The following is a 23,742-nucleotide window of genomic DNA, read 5'->3' as shown; positions in this document are numbered from 1 at the left end:
TTTTGATGCTGCGCAACAAATTACTCCGAACGAGATTCACCATAGAGCTTAGTCGTTCTACCTATGAACACCAAACCAGCATTGAGACTTACCTCAGGCCGCTCTACAATGAAGATCCCCGTTCCCTTTGGAGTTACCCCTTGCAGGTTGATCACAGTTATGCTCGCTTACCCGATGTCTTGTTCCAACCATGGCAGGCTAGCCCGGTGGCAAACCCTCACTGGCTGGCATTCAACCAACTGCTGGCTGCAGAACTTGCTTTGCCTGAAAATGAGGGGCAAACCGAGCAAGGCTTGCAGCAATTTGCAGGTAACGCTATGCCCAGTTGGGCAAAACCGTTGGTGCAAGCCTATGCTGGTCACCAGTTTGGCCAATACAATCCACAACTTGGCGATGGCCGGGCACTGTTGCTGGCCGAGGTGATGGCGCAGGATAGCAAACGTTATGATGTGCAATTAAAAGGCGCCGGCCCCACCCCTTTTTCCCGTGGCGGTGATGGCCGCTCCGCCATCGGCCCGGTGATCCGCGAGTACCTGGTCAGCGAAGCCATGCAGGTGCTGGGCGTGCCCACCACCCGGGCATTGGCTGCCGTTGCTACCGGCCAGAAAGTCTACCGGGACGAGCCTGTACCGGGTGCTGTTTTAACCCGGGTCGCCAGCAGCCATATTCGTATAGGCACCTTTCAGTACATTGCAGCTTTGGGCAATCCTGACTATGTGCGCCAGTTCACCGATTATGTGATTGACCGGCACTACCCTGACTGCAGGCAACAGGAAAACCCTTACCTCGCCTTCCTCGGGCAGGTGGTGACCAAGCAAGCCACCCTAATCGCCCACTGGATGCGACTGGGCTTTATTCACGGCGTGATGAATACCGACAACACCAGCATTTGTGGCGAAACCATCGACTATGGCCCCTGTGCTTTTATCGATCAGTACCAGGCCGATAAGGTCTTTAGCTCGATTGACCGGCGCGGCCGCTACGCCTACAACAATCAGCCACCAATAGCGCTGTGGAATCTGGCCCGGCTGGCCGAGTGCCTGCTGCCACTGATTGACGCCAATGAAAAAGTCGCGGTGGAATTAGCCACTGAAACCTTACAGCAATTTCAGCCGCAGTATGAAGCGCAGTGGCTGTCGCAGATGGCGGCCAAAATCGGCATCGCCGAGCCTGACCCGGCTGACAAAGCCTTACTGGATGATTACCTGCACTTGCTGGAGCAGCAGCAGGTCGACTTTACCTTGGGTTTTCGCTACCTGAGTGATGAGCTGCGCACAGAAACCGATAGCAAAGCCCGTGAGCTTTTCGCCCATAGCGACGCCTTTTCCGAATGGCGCGAGCGCTGGCTAACACGACTGGCCCAGCAGCCACTCAGTCATAGCGACATCGCAGCGCAGATGGATGGCGTCAATCCGCTGCTGATCCCACGCAATCACTTAATTGCCAAAGCCATCGAGCAGGCACAGGATCATAGCGACTTGCGTTTTTTCCAGCGCCTGCAACAGGCCTGGCAAACGCCTTTTGCCAACACCAGCGAGGCGGATTTAATCGCCCCGCCCAAGCCCGAAGAAGTGGTGCACCGGACTTTTTGTGGCACTTGAGATAACAAGCCAATAAAAAAACCTGCCAGGGCTTGCACCACTGGCAGGTTTTTTTATTGCTCAGCCTATCTTACTGGCCTTTAATTTCACTACGGCCTTTGTAGATGGCTTTATCGCCCAGCTCCTGCTCGATACGCAGCAGCTGGTTGTACTTGGCAACGCGATCTGAGCGGCACAGTGAACCGGTTTTGATTTGACCGGCCGCGGTACCTACGGCCAGATCGGCGATAAAGGCATCTTCAGTTTCACCGCTACGGTGTGAAATCACCACGGTAAAGCCGGCGTCTTTGGCCATTTTAATCGCCTGCAGGGTTTCGGTCAGTGAGCCAATCTGGTTGAACTTGATCAGAATGGAGTTGCCGATGCCTTCTTCAATACCACGGGTCAGGATCTTGGTGTTGGTGACAAACAAATCATCACCGACCAGCTGTACCTGATTGCCAATTTTCTGGGTTAAGTCTTTCCAGCCGTCCCAGTCGCTTTCATCCAGGCCATCTTCAATCGAGACAATTGGGTATTTCTGGGTTAAGTCGGCCAGGAAATCGTTAAAACCATACGAGTCAAAACTTTTGCCTTCACCTGACAGCACGTACATGTTGTCTTTGTAGAACTCAGAAGCAGCACAATCCAGCGCCAGGGTGATGTCTTTGTTCATCTCGTAGCCGGCTGCTTTAACGGCTTCAACGATGACCGCCAGCGCTTCTTCGTTCGATTTCAGATCCGGGGCAAAACCCCCTTCATCACCGACGGCGGTGTTCAGGCCGCGCTGCTGCAGCTCTTTTTTCAGCTGGTGGAAAATCTCAGCGCCCATGCGCAGGCCTTCGCTGAAGCTTTTGGCACCGACCGGCTGGATCATAAATTCCTGAATATCGACGTTGTTGTCGGCATGCTCACCACCGTTGATGATGTTCATCATCGGCACCGGCATCGAGTACTGGCCTGGGGTGCCGTTTAAATCGGCAATGTGCTGGTACAGTGGGATTTGTTTATCGGCTGCTGCAGCACGCGCCACCGCCAGTGATACCGCCAGAATGGCGTTGGCGCCCAGCTTGCTTTTGCTCTCGGTACCGTCCAGCTCGATCATGATGCGATCAATTTCAGCTTGCTGCTGTGCATCTTGTCCTACCAAGGCAGCTTTGATTGGGCCAGCGATGTTGGCTACCGCTTGCTGCACGCCTTTGCCCAGGTAACGGCTTTTATCGCCATCACGCAGCTCCAGCGCTTCACGCGAACCGGTCGAGGCACCGGATGGGGCACAGCCACGGCCGATAATGCCGCTGGTTAAAATCACATCCGCTTCCACGGTCGGGTTGCCACGCGAGTCGATGATTTCACGGGCAATGATGTTGGCAATCGTAGACATAGTAATTTCCCTGTAGATAAAACAACAAAGCCGCACTCAAAGAGCGCGGCCCGGATTTGTTAGACGCGTTGTTGCTTTTGGTGCTGGTGGCTGGCCGCCACAAAGCCCTCAAACAGTGGATGTCCATCCCTGGGTGTGGAGCAAAATTCCGGATGGAACTGGCTGGCCACAAACCATGGGTGGGTAGGGATTTCTATTATTTCCACCAGTTGGTTGTCGGCAGATAGCCCGGATACCACCAGGCCTGCTTCTTTGAGTTGAGGTAAAAAATGGTTGTTCACTTCGTAGCGATGACGATGGCGCTCCTGGATCACATCCTTGCCGTAAATCGCCCGCGCTTTGGTGCCTTTTACCAGATTACAGGCCTGGCTGCCCAGACGCATGGTGCCGCCTAAGTCGGAGTCTTCACTGCGGGTTTCCACAGCGCCGTCTGCATCCAGCCATTCGGTAATCAAGCCCACCACCGGATGGGTGCTGGCTTTGTTAAATTCGCTTGAGTGTGCATCGACCATACCTGCAACATGGCGGGCGTATTCAATCAGTGCCACCTGCATGCCAAGACAAATACCCAGGTAAGGCACGTTGTTTTCGCGGGCGTACTGAGCAGCTTTGATTTTGCCTTCCACGCCACGCTCACCAAAACCACCCGGCACCAGAATGCCATCCAGCCCGGCAAGAATAGCCGTGCCTTTGCTTTCAACATCTTGCGAGTCAATGTACTTGATGGTGACGGTTAAACGGTTTTTCAGGCCAGCATGTCCCAGCGCTTCATTCACTGATTTGTAGGCATCCGGCAGCTCCACGTACTTACCGACCATGCCAATGGTAACTTCACCAGTCGGGTTGGACTCCTGGTACAACACCTGCTCCCACTCGGCCAGATCGGCTTCTTTGCAGTCGATGTGAAAACGGCGCACAATCAAATCGTCCAGTCCCTGCGATTTCAACAAGGCTGGGATCTGATAAATGCTGGAGACATCTTTTAAGCTGATCACCGCTTTTTCTTCCACATTGGTGAACAGGGCAATTTTCGCCCGCTCATTCGATGGAATGGCCCGATCGGAGCGGCAGACCAGAATATCCGGCTGGATACCGATGGAGCGCAGCTCTTTCACGGAATGCTGAGTTGGCTTGGTTTTGATCTCACCAGCAGTACCCAGGTACGGCACCAGCGTCAGGTGCATAAACAAGGTGCGCTCACGGCCCACTTCGGTCGCCAATTGACGGATGGCTTCTAAAAACGGTAAGGATTCGATATCGCCGACAGTGCCACCAATTTCAACAATGGCAATGTCGTGGCCTTCGCCACCGGCAATAATGCGGGCTTTGATTTCGTTGGTAATGTGCGGGATCACCTGAATGGTGGCACCCAGATAATCACCCCGGCGCTCGCGGCGAAGTACATCGGCGTAGACAGCACCTTGGGTGAAATTGTTGCGCTTGGACATCTTGGTACGGATAAAGCGCTCGTAGTGGCCTAAATCCAGGTCGGTCTCGGCACCGTCTTCAGTCACATAGACTTCACCGTGCTGGATCGGGCTCATGGTGCCTGGGTCCAGGTTGATGTATGGGTCCAGTTTCAGGATAGTGACGCTTAAACCGCGCGCTTCCAATATGGCCGCCAGCGATGCTGCTGCGATGCCTTTACCCAGGGAGGAAACCACCCCGCCCGTCACAAAAATATACCGTGTAGTCATGAGACCCCTAGACGACGTTAATGAAAGCGAAGATAACCAATGGCCCCAAACATCAGCAACGACAAAATCACCCACAGCATGGGTGTTGCTTACGATGGAAATTTGGTATCAGGACGGGAGGAAAGTATAGCAAAGTAAAGCCAAGTGCTCAATGCTGTTGCAGGGAAAATCGGCAAGCCTGCAACAGCAAGTTTGTTTTGGATTATCGTGCTTGCCGTTTCACCTTATCCCAGAGCCCATCCATTTCGGCTAAATCGCTTTGCTGTGGGGTTTTACCCAGCTTGGCCAACTCTTCTTCCACCGCCCGAAAACGGCGTTCGAACTTACTGTTGGCCTGACGCAGCACGCCTTCGGGTTCCAGCTTGTGCTTTCGAATCACATTGACCAGGGCAAATAATAAATCGCCGAGCTCTTCCGCCAGCTCCGGACTGTCCGCTGGCAGCTCTTCGACTTCGGCTACTTCTTCTTTGACTTTGTCCCAGGCACCATTGATATCGCTCCAGTCAAAACCAACATTGGCGCAGCGTTTTTGCAGTTTGTAAGCGCGGCTTAATGCCGGCATGGCAGCTGGAATGTTATCCAGCACGCTGTGCTGACCGCAGGCTTTACGCTCCTCGCTTTTCAGTGTTTCCCAGTTTTGCAGCACCTGGTCCGCATCATCAGCTGTAGTGTCAGCAAACACATGCGGATGACGCCTTACCAGCTTGTCGCAGATGGCCTGCACGCAGTCATTGAATTGAAAGCGGCCTTCCTCTTCGGCCATGCGGGCGTAAAACACCGTTTGAAACAGCAAATCGCCCAGTTCGTCTTTGAGTTCATCATAGCTTTGCCGCTCAATGGCATCGGCCACTTCGTAGGCCTCTTCCAAGGTGTACGGCACAATGCTGCTAAAGGTTTGCTTAATATCCCAGGGGCAACCATGCTCCGGGTCCCGCAATCTGGCCATAATAGCCAGCAAATCATCCATTTGGTACGACATGGTTTGGCTTCCGTTAATTTTGATGACAGCGGCGGGCTTCCAGCACGTCCGGTACCTGGCTGACTTTGCTGAGCAACTTGTTCAGTGAGTCCTGGTTGTACAGCTCCAGCGTCATGTTGATCACCACGCTCTGCTCTTTGATATTGGAGTGACTGTTCATCTGGGTGACATTGGCTTTCTCATTGGCCAGAATGCTGGTGATATCGCGCAGCAGGCCATTGCGATCATGCGCCAGTATGCGAATATCAACCGCATAGCCGGAGGCATACTGATCGCCCCAGGTCGCATCCACCACCCGCTCCGGATGCTGCGACTCCATCAGTTTGAATTGTTCGCAATCATCCCGATGCACTGCGATACCACGGCCCTGCGTGATGTAACCAATGATGGCATCGCCCGGCAACGGCTGGCAGCAACCAGCCATGTGGGTCAGCAGATTGCCCACACCCTGAACCACCACATCGCTCTGTACTCTGGGCGCACTGGGTTTTTGCTTTAGCCGTGGATCAATTTCCGGCTCATTGGTTTTTGGCTGCTGACTTTGCAGATAATGCACCACCTGCGTCAGCTTGATATCGCCACCACCGATGCCCACCAGCAGTTCGTCCATGCTGTTGACATTAAAACGCTGTAACACCTTGGCCGGATGCTCCATCGGCAGATTCAGCTTGGCCAGTTCACTATCGAGCAAATCGCGGCCGGCGGCCAGGTTTTTGTCTTTGTCTTGCTGGCGAAACCAGTACTGTACTTTGGAGCGGGCCCGGCTCGACTTTAAATAACCTAAGTGCGGATTTAACCAATCCCGGCTGGGGTTTTGTTCGCGGCCAGTCAGGATTTCGACCTGATCGCCGGTTTTTAACTGGTAGGTAAAAGGCACAATACGGCCGGAAATTTTGGCACCGATGCAGCGGTGACCTACGCTGGAGTGCACGTAATAGGCAAAGTCCAGCGGCGTTGACCCCAGCGGTAAATCGACGATATCGCCTTTGGGGGTAAACACATAGACCCGGTCTTCGGTCACCTGATTGCGCAGCTCTTCGGCCAGATCGGCGCTGTCGACCAGTTCCTCCTGCCATTGCAGGAGTTTACGCAGCCAACCGATTTTTTCATCGTAGCCTTCGCGGCCATGCTGCGAGCCTTCTTTGTATTTCCAGTGTGCGGCGACCCCCAATTCAGCATCTTCGTGCATCTGGCGGGTACGGATTTGGATCTCTACCGCCCGGCCCTGTGGGCCAATCACCACGGTATGAATGGATTGGTAGCCGTTTTGTTTCGGGGTGGCGATGTAATCATCGAACTCGGTCGGTAAATGCCGCCAGGAAGTATGCACCAAACCAAGTGCGGCATAGCAATCCTGCACCCGCTCAGTGATGATACGTACCGCCCGGATATCATACAACTGATCGAAAGCCAGCTGTTTTTTCTGCATTTTTTTCCAGATGCTAAAAATATGCTTGGGCCTGCCATAGACTTCAGCTTTGAGCTCGGCATCGGCAATTTTGCGCTCAATCTGGGCGACAAAATCCTGCATAAACTGCTCGCGATCAAGCCGCTTTTCTTCCAGCAAACTGGCGATTTGTTTGTACAGCTGTGGGTGCAGGTAGCGAAAGGCTAAATCCTCCAACTCCCACTTGATTTGACCAATGCCTAAACGGTTGGCCAGAGGGGCAAAAATAGCATTGGTTTCCTTGGCAGCCAGCACCCGGGTTTCTTCATCGGCATTTTTGACATTGCGCAGCTCGCAAATCTGGCTGGCTAGCTTGATCACCACCGCCCGCACATCTTCCACCATCGCCAGCAACATGCGGCGTAAATTATCCGCTTGCTGGGGTTGCAGTGTCTGATTGGTGCCAAGGGGAATGCTGCGAATGGCTTCCATCTGCTTCACCGCCAGCAACATCGGCAGTACAGCGGGCGGGAAATTATCTTCAATGCTTTCCGCAGACAATAAGCCAGCATCAAACAGCGGGAACAACAAGGCGGCTAGTAATGCATCTTTATCCATCCGAAGCTCAGACAGAATTTCTACCATCTCCCAACCATCGCGCAGTTCGGGCTGTTCGGTAGCCAGGCCTTGTTGCAATAGCCATGACTCGGCAGCCAGCAGTGCATCAATTTTCTTTTCCGATAGCTTAAGCGCCGTTAAACGGCTTAGCAGTTCAGTGCTATCGGTTCGGTGCACATGGCGTACGGTAACCATGGTTTTCCCCTTGTCGTGTCATACGTATATCAGTCAGGCTCTGACGACTGGGTAGCGCACACAGACACGCCGTAAACCCATCCATGGGGGCTGCGTTTTGCCATCCATGGCAAAACGCGCCTGCTTAGCGTACCCAGTCATCAGAGCTACTCACCGAGCGTAATAGCTCTCTTAGTTAAACCTGCTCAAACAACGCCATCAGTTCCAGATGGCGAGTTTGCGGAAACATCTCCACCGCTTTCAACCGTGTTAGCTGATAACCCTGTTGCAGCAACTGGCTGGCATCACGGGCGAGTGTTTCCGGGTTGCAGGACACATACAAAATTTTGCCAGCCCCGGTACGCCCCAGTTGCTCGATGCTGCCAGCAGCACCAGCCCGGGCCGGATCTAACAGGATCTTATCGAATCGCTGTTGGCTCCAGCCACTCTGCGGCCAGGGCAAATGCAAATCGGCCTGTTCAAACTGCACATTGCTAAGACCGTTGTTCGCCGCATTGGTTGCAGCGCGCGCCACCATAGTCAACAGGCCTTCGACACCAGTCACTGTCGCAGCCTGTTGCGCCAACGGCAGGCTGAAGTTACCCATGCCACAATACAAATCCAGCACCCGATCCTGCGACTGAATCGCGAGCCAGTCAAGTGCCGTATCCACCATTTGTTGATTCACCACAGCGTTGACCTGAATAAAGTCATCCGGTTGAAAACTGAGTGTTAGCTGCTGTGATGGCAACGAGTAACGCAGCAGGCCATCTGGATGCTGCCAGGGCGTAAACTGGCCGGACTCAGCCTCTCCCAGCCAGCGCGCTTCCGGCCAGCTGGCGCAAAGCAATTCAATATCATTTGCTGGAAGTGGCTCGGTATGACGCACCACCACAGTAGCGACACCATCGGCGTCAATTAAATCAAGATGCGTTATGCAGCGCCCTTGTTGCAAGCGTTTCAGTACCGGCGACAGCTTTTTGAACACCGGCTGCAGTACCGGACTAAGCACAGCGCATTGCATCAATGGTTGAATACGAAAGTCACCTTGCTGTCGAAACCCCAATTGAAACTGTTTCTTACTTTGCTGATACCAGACCCCCAAGCGGGCTTTACGACGATAACCAAAATCGGGACCTGTGATAGCGCTCTCCCAGGGTAGTTGCTCGAGCCCGGTCTGATGACACAACAATTGCTCGACCGCTTGCTGTTTCCAACGCAATTGCGCTGCGGTTGTTGCATGCTGCAACTGGCAACCACCACAGTCCTGGAAGTGAGGGCAAGGGGCCTGCTGACGCTCCGCCGCTGGTGTTAGTACCTTTTGCAGCTCCGCTTTACTGAAGCTTTTCTTCTGCGCATTTAACTTTACCTGCACCAACTCTCCAGGCAGAGCCCCCGGCACAAACACAATACGGCCATCCTGGCGGGCGATGCCTTGTCCAAGGTGATCCAACGCCGAAATCGTCAGGCGCTGGGACGATTTTACAGCTGAGTTTTTTTTTGCTTGATAAATGATGGCCATAGCCAAAGACCCTTGTAGGCATTTTCAGACGGTTGTGTCATGATGCTCGTATCAATGACCTATTGTAGCAAGCCGCTTCTGCCATGACGACTCTTGCGCTGCATCACCGCATTCTGTTGCTGATTGTTGCACCCACATTCTTTATCAGTGTTTCGCTGGGCTGGTATTTTACCCAGGCCCGTACCCAGGATGTACGACACTTTCTGGAGCAGCAAGCCAGCAATATTGCCGAGCCACTGGCATTGGCCAGTACTGAAGCCCTGGCAAATCGCAATCAGCAAGCACTGCGACAATTATTGGATATCAGCCATCGCAAAAATTCACCCCTGGTGAAAAGCATCGCTGTGTTCGATACACAGCACCAGCTCTTTGCTACCAGCAATCACTTCCCACATATTTCACGGTTGCAACTCACCACCTACTCCCCCCCCTTGCAATTTACCGAGCTGGAATCAGCCCCGGACTGGCTCATCATCCGCACCCCTATCTGGTTGAATGCGGAGCAGGGTGTGCAAAGTGAGTTACTAGGCTACCTTGCTGTGCAACTGCAACGCGACTCGCTAAGATTAGCCCGTCAATCATCCATGTTATCTTCCATCATTGCGGTCCTGGTGGCCTTGCTGCTCAGTGCCATTCTCGGCTGGTTGGCCAGTCGAACCCTCACCCGCCCCATTCAGGCCATGCTGCAGTTACTGCAACAACATCAACACTTACTGACTCAAGACCCCGACGCTCCCACCGCCAGCCATGAAATGGAGCAACTGGCACAGGGCCTCCACAGCCTGATACTCTGCTGTCAAAGCCTGCAAGATGATATGCAGTACCAGATAGAGCAAGTAACGGCCGATCTTGAACAAAGCATGGAGCAATTAGAAGTCCAGAGTATTGAGCTGGAACTGGGTAAGCGTAAAGCCATGGAGGAAAACCGACAAAAAACCGAGTTTCTTGCCAAAATGAGCCATGAACTCCGCACCCCTTTAAATGGCGTGCTAGGTTTTACCCGGCAACTGTTAAAGACTCAGCTCAGCGCCAGCCAGTATGACTACCTGCAAACCATCCAAAAGTCCGCCAATAGCCTGCTGGTGCTGGTGAACGATGTGCTCGACTTTGCCCGGCTGGAAGAAGGCCGGATGCCGCTTAACCCACAACCTGTATCATTACGCGAGTTACTGGATGATGCGACCGAATTGCTGGCAGCCCAGGCCTTTGAGAAACATCTTGAGCTAGCCTTAATCATCGATCCCAGTTGTCCGGATGATGTGGTGGTCGATGCTACGCGGCTGACGCAGGTACTGATGAATGTTGCCGGCAATGCCATCAAGTTTACTGAGCGCGGTAGCGTGGTGATCCGGGTTCGCGCCAGCATTCTTTCCGAGCATCAGCTAAGTTTGCACCTTTCCGTACAGGATACCGGGATAGGGTTAACCGAAGAACAGTTGCAACAGGTCTTTCGCAGCGCCGGTAACCACAAGGTGAACTCAGGCAAGTACACGGGCGCAGGTCTGGGCTTGATGATTTCTCAGAAGCTAGTCCATGCAATGAACGGCCACATAGGGGTCGAAAGCCAATGGGGCAAAGGTGCCACTTTCTGGTTTACTCTGGAGTGCAAACGTCACCCCACCACGGTCGCGGAACCGCTGCCAGTCCATCTACTGGATGGAAAGCGGCTGCTTTACTTTGAGCCACAGCAATACTCACGCGAGGCTGGCCTTCACTTACTGCATAGCTGGGGCTTGCATGTGACGCCTTGCGCCACTCAGGCGCAATTGCAGCAAGCGCTGGCTCATCAACAACACTATGATCTGGCGCTGCTCGGGCGCACGCTATCACTGCATCAGCTCAACCAAATTCAAGAGCTGGTACAACGGGTGAAGCCACATTGCGATCACTGCTTCTTGCTGGTCAACACCCTGTCACCTCATCTTAGGGAAGCCATCCAGCTATCGGGAGCAGATGCGTGTTTATCCAAGCCGGTGCATCACCGTAAACTGGCCATGGTGCTGGCGCACCCCTACGCAGAGCCGGTAACAAAACACTCAGTTGCTTTAAAAGCGGCAAAAAGCAATGCACGCGTGCTGGTAGTGGATGACAACGAAGCCAACCTGAAGTTGATTCACACCTTACTCTCAGAACTGGTTGTCAGTGTAGATAGTGCCATGAACGGTGCCGAGGCCTGGCACAAAACTACCCGCCATCTGTACGATATGATTTTTATGGACATTAATATGCCGGTGATGGATGGCATCGAAGCCTGCCAGAAAATCCAGCAAAGCTCTTTGAATGAGCAAACGCCGGTTATTGCGGTCACTGCCCATGCAATCGCAGGAGAGCGAGAACGTCTGCTGCAGCTTGGTTTCGCTGATTTTCTTAGCAAACCGCTGGATGAACACATGCTGCAACTGACCTTGCAGGAACACCTGAAGCTCAGCAAGCCGGCCCAGCCAGCCAGGCCAGAGCTGGTGATCCCGCACAGCAATTACATCGACTGGTCACTGTCCCTCCAACGGGCCGGGGGCAAAGCAGATCTTGCCTTGGAAATGCTGCAAATGCTGTGCAGGTCCTTACCCGAATCCTACCAGTTGATCCAACAAGCATGGCAGGCACAGGATACAGAGCAGTTGTTGCAGCACGTCCATAAATTGCATGGTGCCACTTGTTACAGCGGTGTACCACAACTTAAGCAACTGACAGAACAGCTTGAGACACAGCTTAAGCGCGGCCAAAGCCTGGCACAACTCGAGCCGGAGATGCTGGAGCTGTCCGATGTGGTGGAAGGGTTATTGCAGGATATTTCTGGCCAGGATTGGCAGCAACTGATAGGCCCCTCGCAGCAGCCTGCTTAAATCAGCGCTCCAGAATCACAGTGGCGCAGGCATAGTCCTGCTCGTCACTGATACTCAGCCAGCAATTCGTGATCTGGCGTTGTTGCAATAATTGCTCGCTAAAGCCAGTGCAACGTAATAATGGCGCACCCAGCTCATCGTGATCGATCTGAAACTGTTGCCAGGAAACACCGCGACCAATGCCAGTCCCTAATGCTTTTGCCGCGGCTTCTTTGGCAGCAAATCGTTTTGCCAGGAACCGTGCCGGCTGAGTATGAGCCAGATAATCGGCCAACTCCACTGGTGTTAATACACGCTCTGCCAACGCAGGGCCTCGGGCCAGGCTTCGCTCAATCCGGCTGATTTGTACAATATCGGTGCCAAGCCCGGCAATAGCCATCAGCGACGCGCCTCCAGCATCAGTTGTTTCATATCGGCCACCGCTGCGTGCAAACCGCTAAACACTGCCCGGGCCACAATGGCATGGCCAATATTCAGCTCGTACATTTCAGGTATTGCCGCAATAGGCTGCACATTATGGTAATGCAAGCCATGGCCGGCATTGACAACCAAACCTTTACTATGGGCATAACGGGCAGCCTGCTCGATCCGTGCCAGCTCTTGCTGTTGTTGCTGCCCACTGCATTCAGCATAACGGCCGGTATGCAACTCTATGTAAGGAGCCCCTGCGGCAAGTACCGCATCAATCTGACTGACATCCGGATCAATAAACAAGGACACCAGTATGCCTGCATCACCAAGCCGCTGACAGGCTGAGCGTACCTTATCCAACTGGCCGGCAACATCCAAGCCACCTTCCGTAGTTAACTCTTCGCGCTTTTCCGGTACCAGACAACTGAAGTACGGTTTAACATCCAACGCAATGGCCAGCATTTCTTCAGTCACGGCCATTTCAAAATTCAACCGGGTACTGATGGTTTGTTGCAACAGATAAACATCACGATCAACAATGTGGCGGCGGTCTTCCCGCAAGTGCACAGTAATGCCATCAGCGCCGGCTTGCTCAGCCACCAGGGCAGCATGCACCGGCTCAGGGTACTGGGTACCACGTGCCTGCCGCAATGTTGCCACATGGTCGATGTTCACACCCAAATGAATTTTAGACATCACAGTCTCCTAAAGCGAAGGGTCACCTGCCGGCGCCGTTGATTGAAAAAGCGCCCGGCTTTGCAAAGGTTTATCGCCAAGCCAGGGCTGCAGTAATAACCGACTAATTTGCTTGGCTGCTAACCGGCAATCGGCCGCAGCCCAATCACCCTGACCAATCCTTAGCAGCACATGGCCCTGCCAGCCCCGGCCATCCGGCTGCCAGCCCTGCTCATGCTGCCAGAGATAGCACTGCTCACTCAGCAAGGGCAAGCCATCGGCATCAAGCTGCCAGTCCACCGGCTGCCCCAACTCGGACAATAAGCTGAACTCAAACTGCCGCAATGCCGGCTCAAGCAAGCTGGCTTGATGCTGCGCAAGCGTTAACTGTTGCAAAGCCTGTTGATACAACAAAAAAAGTTGCTCACTGGCCAGGTTGTCTGGCCAAATGCGGCAAATCAGTTCATTGAGATAAAAAGCACTGAATAAAGCCAGCCCTTGCAGTTGCAGGCCAGGTCCTTGCTCTTCCAGTTTTAACACTGTTTTTAATTCAGAGCGGCCACCCAGTTGCAGTGTTAATAATTGAAATGGTTGCAGTGGCTGCCGCTGTTTGCCAGTGCGTTTTCTTACCACTGCCGACAATCGCCCTAGCTCCGGCAGTAACAGCTGCAAGATCACTTTGTGCTCAGCCAAAGGTCGGCGATGCAGAATATAGGCGGAGTGCCATTGATCCTGGCAGTTAGTTTTCGCCATACCCCAGGCTGCGCAAAGCGCGCTCATCATCTGCCCAGCCAGACTTGACCTTCACCCAGATCTGCAAGAACACCTGCTGCTCTAACAAACGCTCCATATCTTTCCGTGCTTCGGTGGCTATCGTTTTAACGCGCTCACCTTTATTGCCGATCACCATCCGTTTTTGGCTTTCCCGCTCAACCAATACCAAAGCAGCAATATGGTAGAGCTTTTCTTCCCACTTAAAACGCTCAATCTCTACTGTCACCGAGTAAGGCAGCTCATCACCCAAAAAGCGCATCAACTTCTCGCGCACTATTTCTGCCGCCATAAAGCGCATGGAGCGATCGGTGACATAGTCTTCCGGAAAAAAGAATTCGCAAGCCGGTAGCTGCCGCTGCACCAAAGCGCGAAGTTCAGCCACATTTTTCCCATTTTTGGCCGAGACAGGTACAATCTCAAGAAAATTCAATTGCTGACCCAACCACTGCAGTTGCTGCATCAGCTTTTCTTTATCAGCCACCTGGTCGGTCTTGTTCACCACCAGAATCACATCTTTCTTAGCGGCAATCAGCCGGTTCAACACCATTTGATCGTCATCCGTCCAACGGGTACCTTCAACCACAAAGAGCACCAGTTCAACATCCAGAATAGAGCTGGCTGCGGCCCGGTTCATCAGACGATTAATGGCCCGCTTTTCTTCGATATGCAGACCAGGGGTATCGACATAGACTGTTTGCACATCATCGCGGGTATCAATGCCAAGAATACGGTGCCGGGTGGTTTGTGGTTTACGTGAAGTAATACTGACTTTTTGGCCTATCAGCTCATTGAGCAGCGTAGACTTGCCAACATTAGGGCGGCCAACAATAGCAACCAAACCCGCACGGGTTGCTGGCTGGCTGGTGTCAATCTCAGTGTTCATCTTGGATCCGCTCCAGCATTTTATAGGCAGCATCTTGCTCAGCTTTACGTCGCGAACTGCCGCTGGCAACAACAGCTGCGCGGCCCTCGATACTACAACTGACGGTGAATTGCTGATTATGCGCCTCACCCTCGGTGTGCTCGACCTGGTACACCGGCAATGCTAACCGACGTCCCTGCAGATATTCCTGCAACCTGGTTTTGGAATCTTTTTGCTGCTGCGGGGTTATCTGCTGCAAGCGACTGGAAAACCAGTACAAGATCCGTTCTTTGCACACGTCCAGGCCCGCATCCAGATAGATAGCGCCTAAAATAGCTTCAAAGGCATCGGCCAGTATCGACTCACGGCGATGCCCACCGCTTTTCATTTCTCCAGGACCCAGTCGCAGGTAATCGGCTATCGACAGCTCAGTAGCAATCTCTGCCAGCGTCACTCCTTTTACCAGACTGGCACGCATGCGGGTTAACTCACCTTCTTTCGCATTGGGGAAATGCTGGTACAGTGCTTCAGCAATCACCATGCTTAAAATAGCATCGCCCAAAAACTCCAGGCGCTCATTGTGCCGCCCTTTGCAACTGCGGTGTGTTAAAGCTTGCTGCAACAGCTCAGGCTGAGAAAAATCATAGCCTAACATGGGTATGAGCCGGCTTAACGGGTTTTGTTGCCTTATCATCTACTGAATACGTCCTATACGCTCGAAACGAACCCCACTGGGTACCCAGCGTGGTAGCACCCGATCCGGATTATCACTGAACTCAAAGCTCATCCAGATAAAGACAGCTTTGCCTACCAGCAACTCTTCGGCAACAAAGCCCCATTCACGGCTGTCCTGGCTGTTATCCCGGTTATCACCGACGGCAAAGTAATGGCCTTCAGGCACCACCCATTCATCAATAGCTGTACCACTTTGACGATAATAACGTTGCTTTTGCTCTGCCAGTGCCGGGGTCTGTAAAATGCTGTAGCTGCGATCACCCAGCCGCTCAGTGTATTGCTTTTGTGGCAAACCTTGTTGCGTAAACTCACTGTCACCGGCAAAGGTGTAGCGCACCTGCTCCAGGCCAGGGCAATTGCCTTGCAGCTCCTCCGGACAGGCACGTTGAATGAAAAACTGCTTATCACGATAAATCACCCGGTCACCAGGCAAGCCGATCACACGCTTAATATAATCCAGCCTCGGATTGTTCGGGAACTTAAAAACAGCGATATCACCATGCTGTGGCAAGCTGTTGCGGTACAGGTTCTTACGAAATACCGGATCCTTCACATCGTAGGCAAATTTTTGTACCAAAATAAAATCGCCCACCAACAGGGTAGGCATCATCGAGCCTGAAGGGATCTGGAAAGGCTCAAATAAAAATGAGCGCAGTACCGTAATAATCGCCAGGATAGGAAACACAGAGCGGGCAGTTTCTGTCAGCCACGGCTCCTTGGTAAGGCGGGCTATGGTTTCTTCCGGCAATTTACCACCAGCGGCAGCAACCGCCGTTTCCACTTGCTGGCGGCGTTTTGGCGCAAACAAACGTGCATCCAATAACCAAATCAAGCCACTGGTCACCGTAGCGAGCACTAAAAAAATTGCAAAGTATCCTGCCATAACATCCTATCCTGTGTTATTTGTCCATCCGCAATACGGCCAGGAAGGCTTCTTGTGGTACTTCCACATTGCCTACCTGCTTCATCCGTTTTTTGCCTTCTTTTTGTTTTTGCAGTAGCTTTTTCTTACGACTAACATCACCACCATAACACTTGGCAATCACGTTTTTACGCAATTGTTTTACCGTGGTACGGGCAATAATGTGGTTCCCGATCGCCGCCTGAATGGCAATATCAAACATCTGGCGCGGGATCAGCTCTTTAAGTTTATCCGCCAGCGAACGGCCACGATTTTGCGCAAAATCACGATGGCAAATCATCGCCAAGGCATCGACGCGTTCGCCATTAATTAGCACATCCACCCGTACCATATCAGACTCCTGGAAATGCTTGAAACTGTAATCCAGCGACGCATAGCCCCGGCTGGTTGATTTCAAACGGTCGAAGAAGTCCATGACCACTTCCGCCATTGGCAGTTCGTACACCACCGCCACCTGACGACCATGGTAGGTCATGTTGATCTGAGTGCCGCGTTTTTCCACACAAAGCGTAATGACGTTGCCAAGGTACTCTTGTGGCACCAGAATATGGGCCTCGACAATGGGCTCGCGGATTTCAGCGATGTCATTGACCGCTGGCAAGACACTGGGATTATCCACCATCACGGTGTCCCCGGACTTGGTAATGACTTCATAAATAACGGTCGGGGCAGTGGTGATCAGATCCAGATCATACTCCCGTTCCAGCCGCTCCTGAATGATTTCCATATGCAGCATGCCAAGGAAACCAATGCGAAAACCAAAGCCCAAGGCACTGGAGCTTTCCGGCTCGTAAAACAGTGAGGAGTCATTCAGACTAAGCTTGGCCAGCGCATCACGAAAATCCTCGTAATCGTCCGATGAAATAGGGAAGACACCAGCATACACCTGTGGCTTAACCCGCTTGAAGCCCGGCAAAGGCGCCGTTGCTGAGTTTTTCGCCAGCGTCAGGGTATCCCCTACCGGTGCCCCTTTAATTTCTTTGATACCGGCAATCACAAAGCCAACTTCGCCGGTTTTCAATACCTGAGTTTCAGTAGCCTTGGGGCTGAAAATACCGATTTTATCGACATCGTACACCTGCCCTGTCGACATCACCTTAATTTTGTCTTTTTTGCTGATTTGACCATGCTTAACACGGACCAAAGACACAACGCCCTGGTAAGGATCGAACCAGGAATCAATAATCAGGGCTTGTGTAGCAGCCTCGGGCTCACCCTCTGGAGCTGGTATTTTAAGTACAATGGCTTCCAGCACATCTTCAATACCGAGGCCGGTTTTAGCCGAGCACTGCACGGCATCGATGGCTTCAATCCCAATGATGTCTTCGACTTCTGCACTTACCCGCTCTGGATCAGCTTGTGGTAAGTCAATTTTGTTCAGTACCGGCAGCACTTCCAGATCCATCTCAATGGCGGTATAGCAATTCGCCACTGTTTGCGCTTCTACCCCCTGGCCTGCATCCACGACCAACAGAGCACCTTCGCAAGCTGCCAGTGAGCGACTGACTTCGTAACTAAAATCGACATGCCCGGGCGTATCAATAAAGTTCAGTTGATATGTCTCGCCATCCCGTGCCTTGTAATGCAAGGTGACGCTTTGCGCTTTAATGGTAATGCCACGCTCGCGTTCCAGATCCATCGAGTCCAGTACTTGTTGTTGCATTTCACGGTCAGACAAACCACCGCAATGCTGGATCAGTCGGTCCGACAAGGTGGACTTACCGTGATCAATATGAGCGATGATGGAAAAGTTACGGATATGACTGAGTTTTGGCATAATGTCTCAAATTGTTCAAACGCTGCGCCCTGCTCTGCTGATGCAGTTGTTGTACGGCAGCAGATGGCATGATTGGATTATCGGCGAATTGTACTCGATCCTGCGACGGCTGGCTATGTGATCTTCGACCGGGCTGTTTCAGTGCTTACCGGGGTCACTGCCAGCTCTGGCAATACCTCCAACAACACTACAGCATCCTGCTCCAGCTTTTTTGCCAACCTGGCTGCCAGTCGAAAACCACTCCAAAGTAGCACCACAGCCAGGCCAATGAGCCAGCCCTCATGCAGCAAAGGCTGCCACCAACTAATAACGGCAACCCCCACTAACAACAATAATAACGGTACCAGGTACAAGCTGAACGCAGCCAACAACAAACGTTGCTCAGTAGTACCAATGCGTACCTTTTGTCCCGGCAGGAGTGTCTCGCTGGTCACAATAAAAAAATGACTACGTCTGGGCGTGAAGGTTTTGGTGACAATGCCGGTGCCGCACTGCTCGCTGGCATGACATGACTGACAGGTGCTGACAGGGGTAGTTTCCAGCCAGGCACCGGTGGTCTCTAACTGACGCACAGTAGCGATTTGCTCAATCATAACGGACCGCATCAGCTATCTGACGCGCAATATCCAGAGTGACAGGCCCAATAACGGTGACATCAAAATGTTCAGCTGATTGCACATAGATGGTAGTGGCACCATCACGGTAAGCTTGCGGTGGTTGTTGATTAGGTTGCTGTACAAACACAGAGACCTGATGCAAGCCGTCACTAAGTAGCCAGTATTGCAGTAGAGGCATCCCCAGGCGAGGCAAACCAGGAGTATCTTCAGCCAGTTTAAAGCCAGATGGCAACCAAGCCAATGTAATGTCACTGGTATCCGCTTTGCTGTCTGTCACTTGCAATTGTGACCTATCCGGTATTGGCAAAGACAATTCCAGTAAAGCATTCAGAGCCTCAGGAAGTTGAGGACTTAACTGCAAATGGGTAACTTGCCAACGCTCCAGCACCTGGTGCCGTTCAGCTACCGTATCAATCCGCAGTGGAAACCCCGTCTCTACATCCAGCCATAGCCAGTAACTTAAACGGCCGGGGTGGTAGGCAGTTAACCGAAGCAACTGAGCAGATCGACCTCCCATTTGGCTGACACTGCCGGATACGGGATCATACAGCTGTTGCAGGTCCTCGACCGATTGATACAACAGTGAAGGTAATTCTTTAATGTAAGAGCTTAACGTAATAAGGGCTGGTTTTTCAGGCGTTAAGTAGTAAACCACCTTCCCTTTACGCAAGATATCGATACCGTCCACATCCAATGGCACCAGCTGCTCAAGGGATTGCTGTTCAGACAGACCATGCATCCAACGGAAGCTGGTGATTTGCTCCCCCTTGAATACCACGTAAGAAGCATCAAAATTCCTGGTCTGAACAGCCTGTTGGCTGCGTTCAAACAACTGCCACCCTTTTGACTCTGCCAGGACGCTTCCGGAAGAAATCGCGCTGGCAGTCAGCATTAGCAACAAAAACCATCGCATCAGTATTGTCCGTCAGACTCCGGTTCCACAACCGGCGCTTGCTGCTCAGATAACAGCGCTGAGTGCTCCAGGATTCGAACTTGCTGATGGTGGGCATTAAGCAGCTCTTGCAAACGACGCTGCTGCTCCAACATGGCTTGATGTGCATGTTGTTCCAAACGGGCATCCACCGTGGTTTGGCTTAGACTAACAGGGGTAGCAAAGCCCGCGACGGGCTGAGTATGCAACACGGGCAATGGCGTCATGAACTCCTGCTCCTGTGGCAACTGATAATGCTGCACACCTACCACCGCCATCAAAGCCACGCTGGCAGCAATTGCGGTTTGCGCTGTCGGCTTGAACCACTCAGCATTGGCGGCAGCCTGGAATCGCCGGCCGAGCCGTTGCAGAATAGAGCCATGCGGTTGCAGTTGATGTACCGGTTCTTGCTGCAACCTGGCAGCAAACTGGGCGGAAAAGTCCGTATGGATTTGTTGAGGAAGCTCTTGCCTGATAGCAGCACCAATCAGTTGATAGCGCTCAAACTGTTGCTGCAACTCCTCATCGCGTAATAGCTCCGTTAGCTGCTGCTCGGTCAGCTTTTGCTGATCAATAGCAGCCGATAGCCAGTCCGTCGGAAAGTTTGCATGCGACTCAGCCGGATTGAACGGCTGCATTTGCTCGGCAGACTGCCAGTGCTGTTGTTTTGACGACATAGTCATTCCTGTCATTCACTCATGCTTAGCTTAGCAAAGGTTTAAGCTGTAAGTCTATGGCTTCACGAGCACGGAAAATCCGGCTGCGTACTGTACCAATGGGACACCCCATCACATCGGCAATCTCTTCGTAACTCAGGCCATCCAGCTCACGCAAGGTAATGGCGGTTCGCAACTCATCCGGCAAGCTTTCAATGGTGTCAAATACCACCTGCCGTATTTCGTCGGAAAGCAATAGCTTTTCCGGTGAATCCTGCTCTTTTAACGCATCACTGCCATCAAAGTACTCCGCATCTTCTGCGTCAACATCGCTGGCAGGTGGTTTGCGCGACGATGCCACCAGGTAATTCTTAGCACTGTTCACGGCAATCCGATAAAGCCAGGTGTAAAAAGCACTGTCACCACGAAAACCTGGTAAAGCCCGGTAAGCTTTTATAAAAGCTTCCTGCGCTACATCAGCCACATCTCCATGGTTAGAGACATAGCGTGAGATTAAGTTCGTTATTCGATGCTGATATTTTTTTACCAGTAAATTAAAGGCAGCCTGGTCTCCCTGCTGCACACGCTGGACAATCTGCCAATCCAATTCTTGCTCGCTCATCCGAGCTTATCCCCTGTAACCCATTCTACTACTATCGTTTTTTGTAACTGGCGCTCGTCTGGCGTACTGGTTAGGACAAAAGGTGTCATAAATAGTTCTGCCCCTTGCAGGAAAAAAGTTACAATAAGCTTATGTCATCGCTATCATGAACGCGAGTCCAATTCCGGCAGCAGTGTATCTTATGACAGAGCAAAAAGAATACCCATGTGATGTACTTATTATTGGCAGTGGTGCTGCGGGGCTATCGCTGGCTTTGCAATTGGCTGATCATGCGAAAGTGTTGGTCCTTAGCAAAGGCGCCTTGCGTGAAGGATCTACCTTGTACGCCCAGGGTGGTATAGCCGCCGTGTTTGATGAAAATGACAGCATCGCCAGTCACGTCAGCGATACCTTAGTTGCTGGCGCCGGCCTTTGTGATAAAAATGCAGTGCAATTTACCGCCGAACATGCCAAAGAAGCCATGCAATGGCTGATCCAGCAAGGCGTACCTTTTGACCAATACCAGGATGATGATGGCAAGCTAAAGTACCACTTAACCCGTGAGGGGGGCCATAGCCATCGCCGTATTTTGCATGCTGCCGATGCCACTGGCAAAGCGGTACAAATCACGCTAGTTGATCAAGTGCGTCAACATCCGAATATCCGGCTGCTGGAGCATTATCATGCCATCGATCTGATTACCAATGACGATAAAAGTCGCTGTCTGGGTGCCTATATCTGGAGTCAACAGGTTCGTCAGGTAGAGGTTGTGCCCGCTCGTTTTGTTGCTCTGGCGACAGGTGGTGCCAGTAAAGTGTACCTGTATACCAGCAACCCGGATGTAGCCAGTGGCGACGGGATTGCCATGGCCTGGCGGGCGGGCTGCCGGGTAGCCAATATGGAATTTAATCAATTTCACCCAACCAGCTTGTACCACCCGGATGCGCCCAACTTTTTAATTACTGAAGCCATGCGTGGTGAGGGCGCTTACCTGAAACGACCGGATGGCAGCCGCTTTATGCCAGACTTTGACCCTCGCGCAGAATTAGCACCACGGGATGTTGTCGCCCGCGCCATTGATTATGAGATGAAGCGGCTGGGCGCCAACTGTGTTTACCTTGATATCAGCCATCAACCAGCCGATTTCATTCTGGAGCACTTCCCCACCATTTATGCCAAGTGTTTAAGTGTAGGACTGGATATCACCAAAGAGCCCATCCCGGTTGTACCAGCAGCGCATTACACCTGCGGCGGCGTCATGGTGAACCTGAACAGCCAGACCGATATTGCCAACCTCTACGCCATCGGGGAGGTTGCCTACACTGGCCTGCATGGTGCCAACCGCATGGCCAGTAACTCCCTATTGGAGTGCGTGGTATTTGCTCAGGCGGCTGCGCGTCATATCTTGCAAGAGCTCCCGGCCACTGCTTTACCCGAAAACCTGCCGCAATGGGATGAAAGCCGCGTCAGCGACTCCGACGAGGAAGTAGTAATTACCCACAACTGGCATGAACTCAGACTCTTTATGTGGGATTATGTAGGCATAGTCCGCACCGACAAACGGCTGGAACGTGCTTTGCACCGGGCAGAATTACTAAAACAGGAAATTCAGGAGTACTACAGTCATTTTAAGGTCAGCAACAATTTACTTGAGCTGCGCAATCTGGTGGTAGTGGCAGAACTTATTATCCGCAGTGCCCTGCAACGCAAAGAAAGCCGTGGGCTGCATTATAACCTGGATTATCCACACACCCTGGATGATGCCAAAAGCAGCCCGACCATCTTAACCCCGAGGCCATCTTAATTCACGCTGGCCTGCAGCCAGCGGCACTGCCGGATGACTCTGGCGATGGCACGGAAATCAGCATCGCTGCACTGATCTGCCAGTACCCAGCACCTGTGAGTACGGCCTTGAGGGCTGGCCTTATCGGGTGCACTTTGCCAGCACAACAGAATGGCCCAGGGCGACAGTAGACTGTGAGCAGTCAAAACCCCAGCCGGCCGGCAAGCTGGCAGCCAGCGTACTTCTCCAGCTTCCCCCAGTATCAAAGTGACAGACGGCTCAGGCCGGTGCCAGCTTTGCCACCAGCACCAGGCAAAAGCAAATAGCGTGCACAAAAAAAGCAACAACCAGTGACCAGCCAATGGCAGTTGTATGCTGAGTAATAGAGCAAAGCCGAGCAGGCCAAGCCTGGCACCACGGCGCCAACGCGATGGCGTCAGGCTTAAACTAGACGCGTACACGGTCCAGAATCACGCCAACCAAACGTTGCAAGTCAGCATCCTCACTCTTGGCATGCCCCATAAACCAGGCAAAGAGATCCGGGTCATCACAAGCCAGTAATCGCTCAAAGGTCTGTTTATCCGCCAAGCTAAGCGCATCGTAGCCCTCCTCGACGAAGGGCGCGAGCAACACATCCAGCTCCAACATGCCACGCCGGCAAGCCCAACGTAAACGTGGTTTGATCATTAAGTCCGACATTCACACAATCCTCATCCGAACGCTTTAAGCTGGATTATACCTAAAAACAACAAGACCGATATGACTCGTCACAGTAAGTCACCAAGAAAATTTATCGCCTTCGGGGTTGAGCTTT

21 protein-coding genes are annotated in these 23,742 nt (G+C 52.5%); 3 read left to right on the top strand and 18 right to left on the bottom strand.

Features of this window, described 5'->3' with window-relative positions:
• Positions 1–5: 5 nt before the first annotated feature.
• A complete protein-coding gene (locus QWF21_RS03090) occupies positions 6–1,601 on the top strand; it encodes a protein adenylyltransferase SelO (RefSeq protein WP_330086575.1) in 1,596 nt (531 codons plus the stop codon).
• Positions 1,602–1,671: 70 nt separating this feature from the next.
• On the opposite strand, the gene eno is transcribed toward QWF21_RS03090, so the two are convergent.
• The 5 genes from eno to rlmD all read right to left on the bottom strand — a co-directional run bounded on the left by eno (position 1,672) and on the right by rlmD (position 9,341).
• Complete coding sequence (gene eno / locus QWF21_RS03085; protein ID WP_330086574.1) at positions 1,672–2,964, bottom strand: phosphopyruvate hydratase; 1,293 nt, start codon at positions 2,962–2,964, stop codon at positions 1,672–1,674.
• Between the two features lie 59 nt (positions 2,965–3,023).
• Positions 3,024–4,661, bottom strand: a complete 1,638-nt coding sequence (locus tag QWF21_RS03080; RefSeq protein WP_330086573.1) for a CTP synthase — start codon at positions 4,659–4,661, stop codon at positions 3,024–3,026.
• A 202-nt stretch (positions 4,662–4,863) separates the two neighbouring features.
• Entirely contained in the window at positions 4,864–5,640 is a 777-nt protein-coding gene (mazG, locus tag QWF21_RS03075) for a nucleoside triphosphate pyrophosphohydrolase (protein WP_330086572.1), read from the bottom strand.
• A 13-nt stretch (positions 5,641–5,653) separates the two neighbouring features.
• Entirely contained in the window at positions 5,654–7,840 is a 2,187-nt protein-coding gene (gene relA, locus QWF21_RS03070) for a GTP diphosphokinase (RefSeq protein ID WP_330086571.1), read from the bottom strand.
• A gap of 175 nt (positions 7,841–8,015) precedes the next feature.
• Positions 8,016–9,341 (bottom strand): 23S rRNA (uracil(1939)-C(5))-methyltransferase RlmD, encoded by a 1,326-nt coding sequence (gene rlmD, locus QWF21_RS03065; RefSeq protein WP_330086570.1) that lies wholly within the window; start codon positions 9,339–9,341, stop codon positions 8,016–8,018.
• Between the two features lie 83 nt (positions 9,342–9,424).
• Here rlmD and barA point away from each other — a divergent pair, with 83 nt between their 5' ends.
• Positions 9,425–12,184 carry a two-component sensor histidine kinase BarA gene (gene barA / locus QWF21_RS03060; protein WP_330086569.1) on the top strand — a complete coding sequence of 920 codons (2,760 nt, stop codon included), beginning with the start codon at positions 9,425–9,427 and terminating at the stop codon, positions 12,182–12,184.
• A 1-nt stretch (position 12,185) separates the two neighbouring features.
• Here the strand turns inward: barA and acpS are convergent, their stop codons facing one another.
• From acpS to rpoE, 11 genes are all read right to left on the bottom strand, one after another.
• Positions 12,186–12,563: a holo-ACP synthase gene (gene acpS / locus QWF21_RS03055; RefSeq protein WP_330086568.1), complete on the bottom strand. Its 378-nt coding sequence runs from the start codon at positions 12,561–12,563 to the stop codon at positions 12,186–12,188.
• Positions 12,563–13,291: a pyridoxine 5'-phosphate synthase gene (gene pdxJ, locus QWF21_RS03050; RefSeq protein WP_330086567.1), complete on the bottom strand. Its 729-nt coding sequence runs from the start codon at positions 13,289–13,291 to the stop codon at positions 12,563–12,565. The genes acpS and pdxJ overlap by 1 nt, the downstream gene beginning before the upstream one ends.
• Positions 13,292–13,300: 9 nt before the next feature.
• On the bottom strand, positions 13,301–14,023 hold the full coding sequence (gene recO / locus QWF21_RS03045; RefSeq protein WP_330086566.1) for a DNA repair protein RecO: 723 nt from the start codon (positions 14,021–14,023) through the stop codon (positions 13,301–13,303).
• Positions 14,010–14,927: a GTPase Era gene (gene era, locus QWF21_RS03040; protein ID WP_330086565.1), complete on the bottom strand. Its 918-nt coding sequence runs from the start codon at positions 14,925–14,927 to the stop codon at positions 14,010–14,012. The genes recO and era overlap by 14 nt, the downstream gene beginning before the upstream one ends.
• The gene (gene rnc / locus QWF21_RS03035; protein ID WP_330086564.1) at positions 14,917–15,561 is read right to left on the bottom strand and encodes a ribonuclease III; all 645 of its coding nucleotides are present in this window, start codon (positions 15,559–15,561) and stop codon (positions 14,917–14,919) included. Before rnc ends, era begins: the two co-directional genes overlap by 11 nt.
• A gap of 39 nt (positions 15,562–15,600) precedes the next feature.
• Positions 15,601–16,524: a signal peptidase I gene (gene lepB, locus QWF21_RS03030; protein WP_330086563.1), complete on the bottom strand. Its 924-nt coding sequence runs from the start codon at positions 16,522–16,524 to the stop codon at positions 15,601–15,603.
• Between the two features lie 16 nt (positions 16,525–16,540).
• On the bottom strand, positions 16,541–18,340 hold the full coding sequence (gene lepA, locus QWF21_RS03025; protein ID WP_330086562.1) for a translation elongation factor 4: 1,800 nt from the start codon (positions 18,338–18,340) through the stop codon (positions 16,541–16,543).
• Between the two features lie 113 nt (positions 18,341–18,453).
• Positions 18,454–18,933 carry a SoxR reducing system RseC family protein gene (locus QWF21_RS03020; RefSeq protein WP_330086561.1) on the bottom strand — a complete coding sequence of 160 codons (480 nt, stop codon included), beginning with the start codon at positions 18,931–18,933 and terminating at the stop codon, positions 18,454–18,456.
• Positions 18,926–19,870 (bottom strand): MucB/RseB C-terminal domain-containing protein, encoded by a 945-nt coding sequence (locus QWF21_RS03015; protein WP_330086560.1) that lies wholly within the window; start codon positions 19,868–19,870, stop codon positions 18,926–18,928. The genes QWF21_RS03020 and QWF21_RS03015 overlap by 8 nt, the downstream gene beginning before the upstream one ends.
• Positions 19,870–20,565: a sigma-E factor negative regulatory protein gene (locus QWF21_RS03010; protein WP_330086559.1), complete on the bottom strand. Its 696-nt coding sequence runs from the start codon at positions 20,563–20,565 to the stop codon at positions 19,870–19,872. The genes QWF21_RS03015 and QWF21_RS03010 overlap by 1 nt, the downstream gene beginning before the upstream one ends.
• A 25-nt stretch (positions 20,566–20,590) precedes the next feature.
• Positions 20,591–21,166: an RNA polymerase sigma factor RpoE gene (gene rpoE / locus QWF21_RS03005; protein ID WP_330086558.1), complete on the bottom strand. Its 576-nt coding sequence runs from the start codon at positions 21,164–21,166 to the stop codon at positions 20,591–20,593.
• A gap of 181 nt (positions 21,167–21,347) precedes the next feature.
• On the opposite strand from rpoE, the gene nadB reads away from it, so the two are divergent.
• Positions 21,348–22,949 carry an L-aspartate oxidase gene (gene nadB, locus QWF21_RS03000; protein WP_330086557.1) on the top strand — a complete coding sequence of 534 codons (1,602 nt, stop codon included), beginning with the start codon at positions 21,348–21,350 and terminating at the stop codon, positions 22,947–22,949.
• Here nadB and QWF21_RS02995 read toward each other — a convergent pair.
• Positions 22,946–23,389 (bottom strand): protein YgfX, encoded by a 444-nt coding sequence (locus QWF21_RS02995; RefSeq protein ID WP_330086556.1) that lies wholly within the window; start codon positions 23,387–23,389, stop codon positions 22,946–22,948. The two genes, nadB and QWF21_RS02995, sit on opposite strands and share 4 nt — an antisense overlap.
• On the bottom strand, positions 23,376–23,627 hold the full coding sequence (locus QWF21_RS02990) for an FAD assembly factor SdhE (protein WP_330086555.1): 252 nt from the start codon (positions 23,625–23,627) through the stop codon (positions 23,376–23,378). Before QWF21_RS02990 ends, QWF21_RS02995 begins: the two co-directional genes overlap by 14 nt.
• Positions 23,628–23,742: the final 115 nt, after the last annotated feature.

Origin of the sequence: Alkalimonas mucilaginosa, from assembly GCF_036327005.1 — a bacterium.
GTDB classification, from domain to species: domain Bacteria; phylum Pseudomonadota; class Gammaproteobacteria; order Enterobacterales; family Alteromonadaceae; genus Alkalimonas; species Alkalimonas mucilaginosa.
Note: the sequence above shows the minus strand (reverse complement) of the source record. Positions and strands in the feature narration are given on the sequence as shown.

Bases quoted from the DNA above. Each gene is read 5' to 3' on its own strand.
- QWF21_RS03090 (WP_330086575.1), top strand. From the start codon at position 6: ATGCTGCGCAACAAATTACTCCGAACGAGATTCACCATAGAGCTTAGT.
- eno (WP_330086574.1), bottom strand. From the start codon at position 2,964: ATGTCTACGATTGCCAACATCATTGCCCGTGAAATCATCGACTCGCGT.
- QWF21_RS03080 (WP_330086573.1), bottom strand. From the start codon at position 4,661: ATGACTACACGGTATATTTTTGTGACGGGCGGGGTGGTTTCCTCCCTG.
- mazG (WP_330086572.1), bottom strand. From the start codon at position 5,640: ATGTCGTACCAAATGGATGATTTGCTGGCTATTATGGCCAGATTGCGG.
- relA (WP_330086571.1), bottom strand. From the start codon at position 7,840: ATGGTTACCGTACGCCATGTGCACCGAACCGATAGCACTGAACTGCTA.
- rlmD (WP_330086570.1), bottom strand. From the start codon at position 9,341: ATGGCCATCATTTATCAAGCAAAAAAAAACTCAGCTGTAAAATCGTCC.
- barA (WP_330086569.1), top strand. From the start codon at position 9,425: ATGACGACTCTTGCGCTGCATCACCGCATTCTGTTGCTGATTGTTGCA.
- acpS (WP_330086568.1), bottom strand. From the start codon at position 12,563: ATGGCTATTGCCGGGCTTGGCACCGATATTGTACAAATCAGCCGGATT.
- pdxJ (WP_330086567.1), bottom strand. From the start codon at position 13,291: ATGTCTAAAATTCATTTGGGTGTGAACATCGACCATGTGGCAACATTG.
- recO (WP_330086566.1), bottom strand. From the start codon at position 14,023: ATGGCGAAAACTAACTGCCAGGATCAATGGCACTCCGCCTATATTCTG.
- era (WP_330086565.1), bottom strand. From the start codon at position 14,927: ATGAACACTGAGATTGACACCAGCCAGCCAGCAACCCGTGCGGGTTTG.
- rnc (WP_330086564.1), bottom strand. From the start codon at position 15,561: ATGTTAGGCTATGATTTTTCTCAGCCTGAGCTGTTGCAGCAAGCTTTA.
- lepB (WP_330086563.1), bottom strand. From the start codon at position 16,524: ATGGCAGGATACTTTGCAATTTTTTTAGTGCTCGCTACGGTGACCAGT.
- lepA (WP_330086562.1), bottom strand. From the start codon at position 18,340: ATGCCAAAACTCAGTCATATCCGTAACTTTTCCATCATCGCTCATATT.
- QWF21_RS03020 (WP_330086561.1), bottom strand. From the start codon at position 18,933: ATGATTGAGCAAATCGCTACTGTGCGTCAGTTAGAGACCACCGGTGCC.
- QWF21_RS03015 (WP_330086560.1), bottom strand. From the start codon at position 19,870: ATGCGATGGTTTTTGTTGCTAATGCTGACTGCCAGCGCGATTTCTTCC.
- QWF21_RS03010 (WP_330086559.1), bottom strand. From the start codon at position 20,565: ATGTCGTCAAAACAACAGCACTGGCAGTCTGCCGAGCAAATGCAGCCG.
- rpoE (WP_330086558.1), bottom strand. From the start codon at position 21,166: ATGAGCGAGCAAGAATTGGATTGGCAGATTGTCCAGCGTGTGCAGCAG.
- nadB (WP_330086557.1), top strand. From the start codon at position 21,348: ATGACAGAGCAAAAAGAATACCCATGTGATGTACTTATTATTGGCAGT.
- QWF21_RS02990 (WP_330086555.1), bottom strand. From the start codon at position 23,627: ATGTCGGACTTAATGATCAAACCACGTTTACGTTGGGCTTGCCGGCGT.